Source organism: Bradyrhizobium ivorense (assembly GCF_900696085.1).
Taxonomy (GTDB): domain Bacteria; phylum Pseudomonadota; class Alphaproteobacteria; order Rhizobiales; family Xanthobacteraceae; genus Bradyrhizobium; species Bradyrhizobium ivorense.
In genome coordinates this window covers 1,283,120-1,298,011 of sequence record NZ_CAADFC020000004.1, presented here as the reverse complement: position 1 = coordinate 1,298,011, position 14,892 = coordinate 1,283,120, and the positions used below count along the sequence as shown (strand labels likewise).

At 64.9% G+C, this 14,892-nt stretch carries 12 protein-coding genes; 3 read left to right on the top strand and 9 right to left on the bottom strand.

What is annotated here, in order from left to right:
* Positions 1 to 98 precede the first annotated feature (98 nt).
* From CI41S_RS06815 to CI41S_RS06790, 6 genes are all read right to left on the bottom strand, one after another.
* A complete protein-coding gene (locus tag CI41S_RS06815; RefSeq protein WP_139857947.1) occupies positions 99 to 878 on the bottom strand; it encodes a DUF3050 domain-containing protein in 780 nt (259 codons plus the stop codon).
* Between the two features lie 330 nt (positions 879 to 1,208).
* On the bottom strand, positions 1,209 to 2,819 hold the full coding sequence (locus CI41S_RS06810; protein WP_139857945.1) for an MFS transporter: 1,611 nt from the start codon (positions 2,817 to 2,819) through the stop codon (positions 1,209 to 1,211).
* Complete coding sequence (locus tag CI41S_RS06805) at positions 2,816 to 3,994, bottom strand: HlyD family secretion protein (protein ID WP_139857943.1); 1,179 nt, start codon at positions 3,992 to 3,994, stop codon at positions 2,816 to 2,818. Before CI41S_RS06805 ends, CI41S_RS06810 begins: the two co-directional genes overlap by 4 nt.
* A gap of 172 nt (positions 3,995 to 4,166) precedes the next feature.
* Positions 4,167 to 4,469 carry a hypothetical protein gene (locus tag CI41S_RS06800; protein WP_139857941.1) on the bottom strand — a complete coding sequence of 101 codons (303 nt, stop codon included), beginning with the start codon at positions 4,467 to 4,469 and terminating at the stop codon, positions 4,167 to 4,169.
* Positions 4,470 to 4,599: 130 nt separating this feature from the next.
* Complete coding sequence (locus tag CI41S_RS06795) at positions 4,600 to 6,162, bottom strand: glycoside hydrolase family 17 protein (protein WP_139857938.1); 1,563 nt, start codon at positions 6,160 to 6,162, stop codon at positions 4,600 to 4,602.
* Between the two features lie 495 nt (positions 6,163 to 6,657).
* Positions 6,658 to 8,898: an alkaline phosphatase family protein gene (locus tag CI41S_RS06790; protein ID WP_139857936.1), complete on the bottom strand. Its 2,241-nt coding sequence runs from the start codon at positions 8,896 to 8,898 to the stop codon at positions 6,658 to 6,660.
* Positions 8,899 to 9,124: 226 nt separating this feature from the next.
* On the opposite strand from CI41S_RS06790, the gene CI41S_RS06785 reads away from it, so the two are divergent.
* Positions 9,125 to 9,880 (top strand): SDR family NAD(P)-dependent oxidoreductase, encoded by a 756-nt coding sequence (locus CI41S_RS06785; protein WP_172627934.1) that lies wholly within the window; start codon positions 9,125 to 9,127, stop codon positions 9,878 to 9,880.
* Between the two features lie 98 nt (positions 9,881 to 9,978).
* On the opposite strand, the gene CI41S_RS06780 is transcribed toward CI41S_RS06785, so the two are convergent.
* A complete protein-coding gene (locus CI41S_RS06780; protein WP_139857932.1) occupies positions 9,979 to 11,673 on the bottom strand; it encodes a GMC family oxidoreductase in 1,695 nt (564 codons plus the stop codon).
* Between the two features lie 547 nt (positions 11,674 to 12,220).
* Here CI41S_RS06780 and CI41S_RS06775 point away from each other — a divergent pair.
* Both CI41S_RS06775 and CI41S_RS43310 read left to right on the top strand, forming a co-directional pair.
* A complete protein-coding gene (locus tag CI41S_RS06775) occupies positions 12,221 to 12,472 on the top strand; it encodes a C40 family peptidase (RefSeq protein WP_139486825.1) in 252 nt (83 codons plus the stop codon).
* Positions 12,473 to 12,615: 143 nt separating this feature from the next.
* Positions 12,616 to 12,753 (top strand): hypothetical protein, encoded by a 138-nt coding sequence (locus CI41S_RS43310; RefSeq protein ID WP_172627933.1) that lies wholly within the window; start codon positions 12,616 to 12,618, stop codon positions 12,751 to 12,753.
* Positions 12,754 to 12,775: 22 nt separating this feature from the next.
* On the opposite strand, the gene CI41S_RS06770 is transcribed toward CI41S_RS43310, so the two are convergent.
* On the bottom strand, positions 12,776 to 14,257 hold the full coding sequence (locus CI41S_RS06770; RefSeq protein WP_139486747.1) for an aldehyde dehydrogenase: 1,482 nt from the start codon (positions 14,255 to 14,257) through the stop codon (positions 12,776 to 12,778).
* A 115-nt stretch (positions 14,258 to 14,372) separates the two neighbouring features.
* Complete coding sequence (locus CI41S_RS06765; RefSeq protein ID WP_139857929.1) at positions 14,373 to 14,840, bottom strand: peroxiredoxin family protein; 468 nt, start codon at positions 14,838 to 14,840, stop codon at positions 14,373 to 14,375.
* Between the last annotated feature and the right edge of the window lie 52 nt (positions 14,841 to 14,892).

Below are 14,892 nucleotides of genomic sequence, written 5' to 3'. Positions count from 1 at the left end.
GTTTTGCAGGCAGCTGTCTTGCATCGAGCCTCATCAGGGCCCGATTGCCCTCTGCCTCAATTCCGAACTGAGCAGAGGGCTCACTTCGACGCAGTTAGCTACGCGGCGCGGGCGGCTCGAAGGGTGCTTAAGGTGCCGTTCCAAAGCTCGATCCGCGCCCGGATGCTGTTGCATGCAGCGCGCAGCGCGCGTTCGTTCCGTGGCTGCGAATCCGCAACCAGGCCGTCGAGCAGTTCCCTCCCCATTGGGCCATGGCTGTCACCGTCGAGCTCGATATGCCGCTCGATGTAGTAGATGAAGTGACGCAAGCGCGCGTTGTCGTGCTTCATGCCGGGGAGCGTCTTCCGCAGCCTGCTGAACATCTCCGGAATGATGTCCTCGCGGCCGTAGAAAAATGCCGCCAAAACCTCTTCCGTCGACCCCGACTGGGCGAGCGTCATGGTATGCGCGACAAAGGTTCGGACATGCGGCGGCACGCCAGACCGCGCCAACCCCCCTTCGACCGACGAACCGACCCGCGCCAGTGAGCGAAACGCCTCGAATTGACGGGTGCTGGCGCCGACGTCCGCCATGGCGCGGAGGTAGAGATCGAGGTGGCTGACATAGGAGCCGTCCAGATCGACATCTGTCTCCTCACCGATAACGATGTCGTTGATCAAGCGCGCAGCCCGCGCATTGTCCGCGGGAAACCAAGGCACTCTTGTGCATGTCAGGTCCTGCTGCAGCCGCTTCAGCAGCGACATGAAATCCCAGACGGCGAAGACATGATCCTCCATGAATCGCCTCAGATCCTCGACGGAAGCTACCTCCACGTAGATGGGGTGATTCAAAAGCCCCGCGCGAAGATCGGCTAGGTGGTCATGAATCTGTTTCGACATGTTAGACCTCTATTCTGGCAGGTTTGACCTCGGCTCTGGATCGAAGGATGAGCCAAGCTTAGGTCGCTCATGTTCGTTTGCGTGGTGCGATTAACAAGAGCTTCACGAGTCAGGCGTGCGTGAGCCGCTGACTTCACAGTCAGAATCTGTCACCGGAGTCATTTTCTGAAGTTTGTCGTTCCGCGCCTTCCGTGCGCATGCCCTCACGGTCGACAATTCCTATCGTCGACTCGAAGTCGTTGCTCGATCGCAACTTCACGCTATCCGTTTCATCGTCGAGATCACCTATCTGGCTTCGCTCGCGTTGCTTCGATCGGAGCGGAAATAGCTCTAATGTGCATTCCCGCTGCCATTGGCCGGGATCGGCGGTGTGAGCGGGCCGGGCGGCGCCGCTCGCATCAGGCTGACCAGCAACAGCCCGATGATCGCGGCCCAAAAGGCAACCTGGAAGCCGTCGATGATCGACAGCACATTGGCTTCACGCCGCACCAGCGATGCCATCGTGCCCATGGCGCGCGCCAGCGCCGTCTCCGCGGCGGCGCTATGCTGGACGAATTTGCCGGTCAGGGCTCCCAGCGCCCGCGTCACCTCGCCGTCTTCGGCAAACACGTGCAGCCCGATCAGATTCGAATGGACCTGCTGGCGCACGCGCAGCCAGGTCGTCATCGCCGTCACCGCAATCTCGATCACATCGAGGCGCATCACTTGGATGTAGGCGACGAAGGCGGTGGCCCGTGCCGGGTTGGCATTCGACAGCACGAAGATCAGCAGGCCGGTGAAGGTGAGGCCCTGGCCGACCGCTTGCACCAGCGCCATCGGAATGAAATTCGCCGGTGCCCATTCCTGGGTGATGCGGGTGCCCATCCAGGCAGCGATCGCGAAGCTCGTCAGCCCGAGCAGCACTACAATCCGGGCATCGATCCGGCGCAGCAGCCAAACGGCGGCGGGCACTGCGATGAGCAGCGGCAAGGCCACATAGAGCAGAAACAATTGGCCGATCTGCTCGGGCCGAAGCCCGACGACGACGGTCAGGAAGTTGGGGACCAGCATGGTGTTGGACAGGCTGGTGACCATGTAGGTCATCATGGTCAGCAGCACCAAGGCGACGTTGCGCGAGAACAGCACCGTGGGGCTCGCCCACGGCTCCGGAACGAGCGCCTCGTTGACGAGGAAGGCGAAGACGAGCGCGCCGCCGGCGACGATCAGCCCGGTCACGGTACCGGATTCGAACCAGTCGAGCCGGTTGCCCTGGTCGCAGCCGGCGTAGATCAAGGCGAGGCCGGCGCCGAGCAGCAGCATGCCGCCCCAGTCGGCCTGCGCCATCAGCTGGCGATTGACGTCTTGCGCAGGCGTGCCGAGCCAGGTCAGCAGCGCCATCAGCAAGGCGACCACGGCGTCCTGCCAATACAGCCACTGCCAGCCGACATGATCCACATAGAAGCCCACCAGCGACACGCCGGCGTTGCCGGTGAACGACAGCCGGAAGGAATAGGCGGCGAGGCCGACGATCCACCATTTCATCGGCATATTGTGCAGCACGATCATGATCGTCGCCGGGACGAAGATGCCGAGCAGCAGGCCGCGAACGAGGTGCAGGGCCAGCAGCATCTGGTAGTCGCGAACCAACGGAATCGCCAGCGATACGACGATGTAGAGCAGGCTCGGCCCGATCAGGACGCGGCGCAAGCCGAACACGGTGGCAAGCCAGGCGACGGCGGGGGCGATCAGGATCTGCGGCGCGGTCGACGCCGTCGTCAGCCATGCCCCCTCGTCGAAGCTGAGGCCGAACTTGCCGCGCAGATCCGGCAGGCCCAGCGCGAACAGCCGCACGTCGAAGCTCGCGATGAAGGCGCCGAGCAGTACGGCTCCGACGGCGAGCAGCGGGCGGTGCGAAGTGTGGCTGGCAGAATCCGGGCCGCTGCTGATGGTTGCGCTGGTCATGACGCCTCTCCGGCAATCTTGATGTGCGTGACCACAGACATTCCCGGCCGCAGCCGCTCGACCAGCGGCTGGCCGGGATCGAACTCGATGCGGACCGGGATGCGCTGCACCACCTTGGTGAAGTTGCCGGTCGCGTTGTCCGGCGGCAGCAGGGCAAAGGTCGATCCGCTGGCCGGGGAGATGCGCTCGACGCTGCCGCGCAGCACCACGCCGGGGAACGTGTCGACAGTGACGTCGACCGGCTGGCCCGGCGTCACATGCGTCAGCTGCGTCTCCTTGTAATTGGCCACCACATAGACGTTCGGCAGCGGCACGACGGCAATCAGATTGGTGCCGACATTGACGTAGTTGCCTTCCTGAACCATGCGTTCGCCGACGACACCGTCGAACGGCGCCACGATGCGGGTATAGCCCTGACGCAGCAGCGCTGTGGTGAGGTCCGCCTCGCCGGCGCGGAGTTTTGCGCGCAGCAGATTCTCGTCGCCGTTCAGAATCTCGAGCTGGCTGCGCTGCGCCTCGATCGTGGCTTCAGTCGCGGCCAGCGCGGCGCCGGCGGTGTCGTGCGCGGCGGTGGCCTGCTCCAGCCGCTGCTTGGTGCCGGCGACGCCGCCGCGCAGCAGCTGGTCCTGCCGTTCCAGCTCCTGCCGCGTTTCCAGCTCGCGGGCGATGGCGGAGCGGCGCTGCGCCTCGGCCTGACTGATGACGGCGCGTTGATGCGCCTTCTGATTCTCCAGATTGTCGAGCGTGGCCTGGGCCGCGGCGACACTCGCCTTGGCCTGCGCCACGGCCGCGTCATAGTCCGCCGGCTCGATCTCCATCAGCAGGTCGCCGGCCTTGACGCGCTGGAAATCCCGCACCAGGACGCGCCTGACATTGCCGCTCACCCGGGCGCTCAACCGGCTCATCTCGGCATGCACCGTGGCGTTGTCGGTGGTCTGGACTGCGGCCGCTCCCACCCAAGTATTCCAATGGGCTGAAGTCGCGAGGACGAGTGTGGCCGCCGCGCCGACTGCCGCCAGCGGAATGAGCAGGCGTCGGGGGACGCGCGATGGGACGCCGGTGCCGGGCTTGTCCGGGGCGGCCGGCGGCGCCTTGGCTTCCGGACTTTTGGCCTCCGCCGGTGCTATGGCCCGGCTGACTTCGGCAGCCTGGGAAATCGCTGTGATGGTAACCATGTCGCTCCCTTTCTCGATCTCGGCGAGGTGATTTGACGACCCGCGCATGCGGGATGGCCTTGAACAGGAATGCGCGGCGCCACCGCCGCTTGGGCGACGGGTGATTGCGCTCGATGGCGACGCGACGGAGTGAAAAGCCGGGCCTGCTATGGAAGCAGGCGGCAGCCCGGCGTTACTGGCATTGCCAGGGGGATTTCACCCGCATGGCTTGCAGGCTCGGCTGAGCCGGCGCTGGCCAATTCTGGGAGATGGTCCGGGCGCCGTTGTTCACCATGATCGACGTCATGGAATTGGCGCTGAGCGCGACTTGCGGCGGAATTTCGGTTTCCTCGCCCGCGGCCGACGTGAAGCGAACGGCCAGTGAAAGTCCGTAGACAACGGCGGTTGCAACCAATCGCCGATGTGATCCGATCGCACGGGATCTGACGATGCTTCTCCAGATCATCTTTCCCTCCGTCCAGTTGAACTTGGGCACGGTGATGATCTAGCGGATCGGACCTGCGGCTGCGCCAGCGCGATTGCTCTGCCTGCAGAGCGATTGCGGCTAACCCCTGCGCTGCGGTTTATGGACCTCCCGCGAAGCAATCGGACCGCTTGGCCATTGCTCAGGCACGCGCCCGCCATAGCGTGAGCGCAAGCAGCATGAAGGCCGCGCAGGTCCACAGCGCCTGCCAATTGGCCGGCCCTTCGTTGAGCCCGGTATAGATCGCAGCTGCGAAAAAAATCCCGGCAAAGATCAATTCCGCCATCGGGCGGACGCCCTTGCCGGGAGGATTGAGCAGCGTCACCGCCGCAAACGGCAGCGCCGCCATGCTCAGTGCCGCATAGGGAAAGTCGATGAAGCGCGGATCGAACACGAGGCCGATGGCGGTCGCCGTGCCGATCACGATGGTCACGATCCAGTCCAATCCATGCATGGTCGCCAGCACCGATTCGGTCTGGTAGCCCTTCGGCCCCAGCACCTCCAGAAAACTGGGCGCTGCGCGACCCGACATCAGGGCGTTGGCGCCGAACAGCGGCGAAGCCGTCGCCGCTGCCAGCAGCGCGCCCCACAGCAGCCAGCCGCCCGCGCCGTAACTTTCATAGGCCATCTTCTGGGCGGCCACGCCGAACAGGATCCCGGCGCTGGTCGCCGACAGTCCGACCGCGATCCATGACGCGAGGCTGGCCTCCCTCGGCTTGCGGCGCGAGGTCAGCCACGCCGTCGCGAACACCAGGATCGCCAGCGCTATCCCGGCGCCCATCTGCAGCTTCCAGAGCGGGAAATTGCTGATCGGAACGCCGGGCGGATATTTCGGCTTGCGCTGCTCGGAATCGAACAGGCCCCAATATCCGCCGATCGTGCCCTCGATCTCCCGCTTCCACGATTCGTCATAGGCCTCGAAGAGATTGACGCGAAAATGCTCCCGCTTGGCGAGGTCGAGCACCTCCGAGACCACCCGCGCCTGATTGACCGGCGAGGCCAGCGACGACTCGCGCATCCGCCCTTGGCTCGGCCACCCGACTTCTCCGATGAAGATCTCCTTGCCCGGAAACACCGCCGCGACCTCCTGGCGAATCCTGTCGGCATGCGCGGCGGCACGTTCCGCTGGGATCGGGACGTTCTCCCAATAGGGCAGGATGTGAATGGTGATGAAATCGACGGCGTCGGCGAGTTCGCGATTGCTGAGCCAGAACTCCCAGACGTCGGCGTAGGTGACGGGCACGGTGACCTGCGCCTTGATCGAGCGGATCAGCGTACCGAGGTCGGACGCCGACATTTCCTTGCGCAGCAAGACCTCGTTGCCGACCACGAGCGCGATGATGGTGTCCGGATATTCCTTGGCGAGGCGGATCGCGGTCGCGACCTGCGTTGCGTTCTTCGGCCGGTCACGGTCGAGGAAAATGCCCTGAATGACCTTCAGCCCGGCCTTGGCCGCAAGTTCGGGAATCTGGTCGAGCCCCAGATCGTTCGCATAGGTGCGAATGCAGTTGGATATTTTGGCGAGGTCGGCGAGATCTTCCGCGATTTGCTCCCGTGATACCTTCGTCGCCGGCTCCAGCGATGTCTGGTTGTTGCGGAACGGCGCGTAGGAGATGCATTGCACCTTGTCATCAGGATCGAGCGGTGCGCGCACCAGGTGGACAGGTATGCCCAGCCACCACCACACGGCGGCGATGGCGCCCAGCGATATCGAAAGAAGCGCCAGCGGGATGCGGAGAGAAACCAGATCCGTCCTCCTTGCGGGAAAAATTTACTGGGAATCCTCAATGGGCCGGGACGGCGGGCCGATGAAAATACTTGTTTGCTGACGTTATGTCACGCGATCGCGCCGCAGGTGCGCCTTTCCGGCAGGCGCGCCGCATCGGTCCGAAGCGCCGGCAACAGTGTCCATCGAAGAGGGCAAGAAATTGAATTTGTTCTTCGGACGTTCCGCACTCCGCTTCGGGAGTGGAGCGGACGCAGCCAAATGCGAGGCATGTCCGGGCTTGCTTGGCCTGTCCCCGCCGGGCGAGCGGGCGGAGGTCCAAGCGATCGATCAGCGCATCAGCAACGGATGAGCCGGCAGCCCCGCGCCGGCTCGCGTAAAAGTGAGCGCAAGCGGCCGGGCCGCACCACAGGCGAAGTCCGGTGGGCGCCGGGCAGCGCCCACCGGATGAGGCTTGAGATCATCAGCCCATGGTCAGCGCAGGACCTCGTGCAGCACCTCGCCATCGACCTGGTTGGGCTTGACGCCGAGGATCTTCATGATGGTCGGGGCGACGTCGATGTTGCGCATGCGCCGGATCGAGGCGCCCTCGCGGATCTGCGGGCCGGCGGCGATGAAGGTCGCGCTCATCGTCGGCAACTCGGGATCGTGGCCATGGGCGCCGTAGAAGTTCGGCATCGATAGCGTGGTGGTCGCCGCGTTGAACGAGGGATCGCCGAGGCGGGCGACGCCGGGGTTCTGGATGCCGTCGAAATTGTAGCCCGGCGCCATCAGCGCGAACACATCGCCGAAGTCCTGGCCAATGGTCTTGCTGGTGCACAGGCCGGGCCCGGCGCTGCATTGCAACGGCCGGGTCTCGACCACGGTGAAGATCTGCCCGTTCGTGAGCGAGAAGTTGAACCGCGGGTTGGGATCGACCGCGCTCTTCACCGCGTTGGTGATCTGCGTCACCAGCGCGTTGTAGGTCGCAACGTCGACGGTGCCGCCCTGCTCGCGGCCCTGCTCGTTGACATAGATGTTGACCGCGGGACCCGAGGTGCGGATCCCCAGCTTGCTGGTGTCGATGCCGGCATTGCGCAGGATGTTGGTCATGCTGACCGAGGTGTGGAACGGCGCGAAGCCGTGGTCCGACACCACGATGACGTTGGCGCTATGGCCGGCGGCATCGGCGATCTGCTTCACCGCCTTGTCGGCGGCCTGATAGGCGAAGCGGATGTACGAGGCGTAGCGGGCCACCTTGGCGGGGTCCTGGCCGGCGCCGATCGAATTCGGGTCGGTCGGGTTGGTGCCCTGGCGGCGGTCGGTGAGCAGGAACTGATGCTCGGAGCCGTCGGGCTCCTCGAGGTAGACCATCACGAGGTCGGCGTCGGGATGGTTCTTGATCGCGCGCTCGCCTATATCGGCCTGGTAGCGCACGAAGGTCTTCACCATGTCCTCGTACATCGTCTCGATCTCGAGGTCGGGGAAGTTGGCAAAGCCGGGGCTCAACCGCTCCGGAATACGGAAGTCACCCTGCGGACGCCAGAACCCGATGTTGTTGTTGATGTCGTCGACATCGGCCAGCACCGGCGTGTTGTGCGGGATGAAGTTGGCGCCGTAGCGGGCGAAGCGCACCACCGAAAGGTCGGGCGCCAGCGCCGAGACGAAGTAGGCGGCGCCGACCTTGGCTCCGCTGCCTTCGAAGAAGAACGGCGCATTCTCGCCGCCGAGCTTGGCGTAGGCCGGACCGGTCGAGGGCGCGAGGAACGGCCCTGCGGTGATGCCGCGCGTCGTGTCGAAGAACACCAGCGTGTCGTAGTTCACCTTGTTGTCGTTGGTGGTGTCGAGCGCCGCCACCCGGATCGCGTATTTGACGTCGAGCGTCTGCCCGCTCGAGCAGGTCGCGGTCTGTGCCGAGGAGCACGAAAACGTCTCGATCGGCGCCGACGTGGCCAGCACCGGGCTGTACGAGAAGTGGCCGGAAGCCTGCACGGCGGCGACGATCGCCGGATCCGAGACGAAGTTGGCGCGGGTCAGCGAGAAGCCCTGGGCCCCGATGCCGCCGAACGCCCCGAACGGCACGGTATAGTCGGTGACACGGGTCGGTGTGGAGGGCTGCACCACGGTGCCGTTGATGGAGATGTCGGCGCCGTCGCCGCCCGGCCAGGTCGCGGTGGCGACCTTCTTGCCCTGCTGGCGCAGCTGCACCCACAGCGGCGCCGCGGTGGGACGCGGCGACGGTCCGAGCGGGCTCTCCTGATAGCCGCCGATCGGCGCTGCGAAGCCGCTGATGCTCGACGTGATCGGGGCGACCACCGCCTCGAACGTGTTCGACGGGATGTCGTTGTGGACCGCGGTCGAGCCGGTGGCGATCGCGATGTGCGACACCGCGGTGAGCGAGGGCGAGGCCGTCACGTTCTGCGTTGCCACCGTGCCGCGGTGGCTCAGCCGCGCCAGGCCGCCGTCACGCGGCAGCACGCCTTCGTCGATGAATTTCTTGATGCAATCGGGCTTGGCGCCGTCCAGCGAGATCAGCACCACGCGCGGCTTGCGGCGGTGATGGCCACCGCCCTGGCGGTCCCCGCCCTGATCACCATCCTGGCCCTGATTGCGGAAATCGCCGGAGCCGTTGTCGCGATCCTTGCCGTCCTGATCGGCCTGCGCCGGCGCAACGCCGGAAAGCGATGCGGCGAGCGACATCGCCGATATCAATGAAAGCAACGTCTTCAGATTCATGTGATGCCCCATCTTCGCGGCGCAATTTGCGCGGGTGGTTTCGAGGAGGAGGCATTGACTACCGGCGTTGGCTGACGCGCATGTGACGTTCGCGCGACGGCTGTGACGTGCCGCAACGGGCATGGCGACGATGCCACAGGGCTTGGGCGCGCGATTTTTGCCGGCCGCGTTGAAACGTGTATCCTTGGCTCCGAGCGGTGCCGTTGGTGCGAACGAGGAGAAAGCTATGGATCTCAAAGGAAAGGTCGCATTGGTCACCGGCGGCACGGGCGGAATCGGCGAAGCGATTGCCCGGGCTCTCGCCGCCGCCGGTGCGGACGTTGCGGTTTCCTATGTCGGGGAAGCGGCGCGCGCGGGTGAGTTGGTCGAGGCGCTGCGGATCGCTGGCCGGCGTAGCCACGCAGTGCAGCTGGATCAGCGTGATCCCAACTCGATCGATGCATGCGTTACGGCCGTCATCGGCCATTTTGGCCGGTTGGACATTCTGATCAACAACGCCGCGTGGAATGTCGGCATCCCGTTCAAGGAGCTCGACGCGCTCACGCCGGAGATCTGGGACCGGATTCAGGAAACCAATACCCGCGGCCCATTTCTGCTCGCGCGCGCCTTTGCTGCCGAACTTCGGCGGCACAAGGCCGGTCGCGTCGTCAACATCGCGTCGATTGCCGGGCTCGTGCCGGGTGGCAGCAGCATCGCCTACGCGGTCAGCAAGGCGGCGCTGATCCATCTCACGCATTGCCTGGCCGTCACGCTGGCGCCCGAAGTCACCGTCAACTGCATCGCACCGGGTCTGGTGGAAGGCACGCGCATGGCCGATCGGGTGCCCGAAGCCATGCGGCAGTCGGCGCGCGCCCAGTCGGTCCTCGGCCGCACCGGCAGCGCCGATGACATTGCCGAGCTCGTGGTGGCCTATTGCCGGATGGAGAGCGTCACTGGGCAGACCATCGTCGTCGACGGCGGCAACCCGATGGCGATGCACTAGAGAGCGTTTTCCAGCGAAGTGGATGCCGGTTCGCGTGAAGAAAACGCGTCAAAACGAGAATCTAGAGCTCCGTTCCGATTCCATCGGAACGGAGCTCGTCACTGCATTGCTGCTGCGATCTTCTCCGCCGACATCAGCACCGGAAAATTGGTGTTGGCGCATGGCACCACCGGGAAGATCGAGGCGTCGACGACGCGCAGGCCCTGGATGCCCTTGACGCGGCCCTGGGTATCGACCACCGCCATCGGATCATCGGCGCGCCCCATGCGGCAAGAGCATGAGGCGTGCCACACGCCGATGGTGCCCTTGCGCACGAAGCTTTCCAGCGCCTCGTCGTCGTTGATCACGTCATCGAAGCTGAAGCCTTCGACCACGAAATTGTCGATCATGTAGTGGCGCAGCGCTGCCGGGCCGTCCATCAGCATCGCGGCGATGTTGGTCAGGATTCGGTTCTTGTTGTTGACGACGCCGATCTTGCGCACGCGGTCGGTGTAGGAGGCCGGGAACGGCTTGTCCGTCACCGCCTTGACCGCATCGCTCATCTGCACGGCGGCCATTTTGCGGAAACCGCTCATCAGGCGATCGAGGTCGCGCCGGTCGGACAACAAATTGAACTCGACGATCGGCTCCGCCTCGGGCTCGCGCGAGGCCAGCTTGATCTGTCCGGTCTCGGAATAGGTCTTGTTCACGAATGTCAGCAGCGAGCCGATCTGCGCGCCGACCGCGTGCCAGGCCGACTTGCTGAGCACGACGACGAACATGTCGCCCTTCGGCACATCGGGCAGCCCGGACGAATAGCGCAGGCCGAGCTGCATGTGGCGCCTGGTGTGCTCGTTCATGCGCGCGCCGCGGCGGACAAAGGAGGACAGCGAAATCGAGGGATGATCCATCAGGCGCTGGCCGACGCCGGCGAGGCCCATTCGGACCGGAATGCCCATGTCGCGGAGATGGCCGACCGGGCCGATGCCGGCGCGCAGCAGATGCGCCGGCGAATGGATGGCGCCGCTGGACAGAATGATCTCGCGGCCGCGGAATTCCTGCTCGCGCCCGTCGACCTTCGCCTTGACGCCGACGCATTGCGTGCCTTCGAACAGCAGTTCTCTGACCTGGGTGTTGGTGGAGATCGTGAGGTTGGCGCGCTGGCGCGTCTCGCGGTCGAGATAGCCCATGGCGGCGGAGACGCGCTGCTCGGCCTGGTTGGAGTGGGTCACCGGGAAATAGCCGTCGACGAACTCGCCGTTCTGATCCGGTATGAATTGATGGCCGGCTTGCTGGAATGCTTCGGCAAAAGCCTGCGAATGCCGCGTCCAGTGCTCCCTCGGGATTCTGCGCACCGGAATACGGCCGTCCTTGCCGTGGTACGGTCCGTCGAAATCGAGATCGCGCTCGACCTTCTTGAAGAACGGCAACACGTCGTTCCAGCTCCAGCCGGCCGCGCCGCGCGCTTCCCATTCATCGTAGTCGGTCGGCGCGCCGCGGTTGGCCATCTGTCCGTTGATCGACGAGCCGCCGCCGAGCACGCGCGCCTGTTCGTATTTGCGCAAGGGAGGACGCCGTTCGTCCGGATTGTTGTGGCTGACGACCTGGGTCGTGACCTTGAGCTCGGTCCAGTGGAAGCGCGGATCGAAATAGGCGGTACCTGGATAGCTGTCCCGGATTTCGGCCGGCTCGTTGCCGGGCGGCGTGTCCTGCCCGGCTTCGCACAGGAGAACCTTGTTGGCGCTCTTGGCCGACAGCCGGTGGGCCAGCACCGACCCTGCCGAGCCGCCGCCGACGATAATGTAGTCGTACACGATGGGGGCTTCCTCTTGCTCTTGATTATTGTCCTAAGAGGATAGCGCGATATTTTCGCGCGGTCACGCTGGCCTTGCCGCGGCAGTCTTTACCGTCGCCGTTCGTACGCGCGCTCGCGCCACAACGGCCAAGGCAAGCGGATGTCGTTGCGTGATGATCCGGCAGCTTGCGCAGCTGATGCCGGAATGCCTCTGTGACAACCAGGCCGAAATCACGTCATTGCGTTCTGCTGGGCGAGAATTACGAGCCACATTTTGGCCATAGCCCGCACCTTAAACGGCCGGGCGGGCCTTTGCCCGCCCTGTGTTGCGTCGCCTGACCGATGCGGTCGCTTCGCAATTTGATCGCGGGATCATCCGCGACGTCCCCTCACACACAATGGATGGTCTCCCGCCAACAGCAAGAAGGACTATTGTTATGCGTAAAATCCTGGTTGCAGCTGCCGTGCTCTCGGCATTCGTTTCATCTGCTGCCGAAGCCCGCAGCCACCACCGTCATCGGCATTATGCACATTCCGGCCGTCCGGCTGCGTGGTGCGGCTGGTACATGCGTACGCAGGTCGGCAGCGATCCGGGGCCGCAGTACAACCTGGCGCGATCCTGGGCGCGCTACGGCAGCAATGCCGGCGGCCCGTCGATCGGCACCATCGTGGTGTGGCGTCACCATGTCGGCAAGATCGTCGGCCAGCAGAACGGTCAATGGATCGTGCAGAGCGGCAACGATGGTCATGGCGTTCGCGCGCGGCCGCGGTCGCTGGCCGGCGCCATCGCGTTCCGCAACGCCTACGCCTCCTTCTGAGGAAAGCGGCCAACGCTCTCGGCCAGATAAACCAACCGTTCATCAAGGCCGCCTAGGTTGGCAGCGGCTTCGCAAGAAGCCCTCTCAGACAGGCGCCGTCGCCCGTGTTGACCAGGCGGCGGCGCCGATTCGAATGGCCACACATGCCGAAGAAACCGAACAAGGCTGCGACCGCGACGTACTGGTCGGCTGCCTATCTCAGCCTCTGGAACGGCATCGCCGTCGTCGCCGTGACCGGCGGCGTCCTCGGCTTCCTGCTGGTGGCCAAGCGCTATCTCTGAGCGTGCGCGAGGCCGCAGCCGCTCACCGCATCACGAACGGATTGGCCGGCACGTCCTGCGCGGTCGAGATCCAGACGCTCTTGGTTTCCTGATACTCGCGCACCGCGTCGATGCCGCTCTCGCGGCCGACGCCGGAGAACTTCATGCCGCCGAACGGCATCATGTAGCTGATGGCGCGGTAGGTGTTTACCCACACGGTGCCGGCGCGCAGCTGTTTCGGCACGCGGATGGCGCGGGCGAGATCCTTGGTCCAGATGCCGGCGGCGAGGCCGTAGATGGTGTCGTTGGCGATCCGGATCGCGTCCTCCTCGGTGTCGAAGGAGATGATCGACAGCACCGGCCCGAACACCTCTTCGCGCGCGATCCGCATCGAGTTGTCGACATCGGTGAAGATGGTCGGTTCGACGAATTGGCCGCCCATGATGCCGTCGCCGGAGGCCGGCTTGCCGCCGAGCAGGCAGCGCGCGCCCTCGGCTTTGGCGATGTCGATATAGTCGAGCACCTTCTTGTACTGCGCCGGCGTCGTGATCGGGCCGACATTGGTGTCGGGCTTGCTGGGATCGCCGATCTTGGCGGATTTCGCCAGCTCCAGCACGCGCGCGACGAACTTTTCCTTGATCGAGCTCTGCACAAGGAGCCGCGATCCGGCGATGCAGGTCTGGCCGGTCGCCGCAAAAATGCCGGAGATCGCGCCGGCGGCGGCGGCCGTGAGGTCGGCATCCTCGAACACGATGTTGGGCGATTTGCCGCCCAGCTCGAGCGAGACCCGCTTCAGGCTCTTCGCCGCGGTCTCGTAGACCCTGGCGCCGGTCGTGTCGGATCCGGTGAAAGTGATTTTTGCGACGCCGGGATGCGAGATCAGCGCGGCGCCGGCCTCAGGTCCGAAGCCGGTCACCACGTTGAAGATGCCGTCGGGAATCCCGGCCTCCTTGGTCAGCGCCGCGAATTCCAGCGTACTGGCCGAGGTGAATTCCGACGGCTTGACGACGACCGCGCAGCCGGCCGCGAGCGCGGCGGCGCATTTCCAGGCGACGAACAGCAGCGGCGAATTCCAGGCGGTGAGCGCCGCGACCACGCCGACCGGCTCATGCGTCGTGTAGGCAAAGGTCTCCGCCTTGTCGATCGGCACCAGGCCGCCTTCGAGCTTGTCGACCAGGCCGCCGAAGTACCACCACCATTCCGGATGGTAGCGGAGCTGGCCCAGCATCTCCGCCATCAGCTTGCCGTTGTCGCGCACCTCGATCTCGGCGAGACGCTCGGCATTGGCGGCGACGAGATCGCCGAGCTTGCGCATCGCCTTGCCGCGCGCGGATGCCGTCATCTTGGCCCAGGGGCCGTTCCACATCGCCTCATTGGCGGCCTTCACCGCCTTGTCGGCGTCGGCGGCGGTGCCGCGCGGGATTTTTGCCCAGGCCTCGCCGCGATAGGGATCGATCGTCTCGAACCATTCGCCATTGGCGGGGTCGACATACTGACCGTTGATGTAGAGCTGGTAGGTTTTCACGGTATCCTCCCGATCCTGGCAGATAATGCTTCCGATTGGTCAAACGCTACCACGCCTTTCGCGACGTCGTTACAACGCAGCCGCGCGAGCGGGTTGCAGCCGGCGCTGGCCGGCATCACCCCGGCGTATTGGCGAGCTCCGCGGCGATGATGGCACCCAGCGCCATGTCGCTCTGCTGCCCAAAACCGTGATGCACGATGTTGCCGTTGCGCCCGATCAAGATGATGGTCGGCGTGCCCTGCATGCCATAGCGCTGCATCGTCACCGGGATCGGCGTGTCCTCGCCGGGCTGGTCGACGCCGATCGGAAAGGTCAGCCGGTACTCGTGAATGAACGCTTCCAGCGACACCGGCGTCATCGCGTCGTGGTGCTCGAATACGGTGTGCAGGCCGATCACCTGCAGGTCGGAATGCTTGAACAGCTCGAAGGCGCGCTGCGTCTGCGGCGTGCCGTGCGCGACGCAGCCGGGGCACAGCATCTGGAAGGCGTGCAGCAGCACCGGCCGGCCGCGCAGCGCGGCCAAAGTCAGCGGTTCGCCGGCGTTGAACCAGCGCGTGACTGCGAGTTCCGGTGCGAGAGTCACGGATCGGTTCCTTGCGCTGTCTCTGACCGCAGGTTGGCAAGGTCAGCACCAG

Bases quoted from the DNA above. Each gene is read 5' to 3' on its own strand.
- CI41S_RS06785 (WP_172627934.1), top strand. From the start codon at position 9,125: ATGGATCTCAAAGGAAAGGTCGCATTGGTCACCGGCGGCACGGGCGGA.
- CI41S_RS43310 (WP_172627933.1), top strand. From the start codon at position 12,616: ATGCCGAAGAAACCGAACAAGGCTGCGACCGCGACGTACTGGTCGGCT.
- CI41S_RS06805 (WP_139857943.1), bottom strand. From the start codon at position 3,994: ATGGTTACCATCACAGCGATTTCCCAGGCTGCCGAAGTCAGCCGGGCC.
- CI41S_RS06815 (WP_139857947.1), bottom strand. From the start codon at position 878: ATGTCGAAACAGATTCATGACCACCTAGCCGATCTTCGCGCGGGGCTT.
- CI41S_RS06775 (WP_139486825.1), top strand. From the start codon at position 12,221: ATGCGTACGCAGGTCGGCAGCGATCCGGGGCCGCAGTACAACCTGGCG.
- CI41S_RS06790 (WP_139857936.1), bottom strand. From the start codon at position 8,898: ATGAATCTGAAGACGTTGCTTTCATTGATATCGGCGATGTCGCTCGCC.
- CI41S_RS06810 (WP_139857945.1), bottom strand. From the start codon at position 2,819: ATGACCAGCGCAACCATCAGCAGCGGCCCGGATTCTGCCAGCCACACT.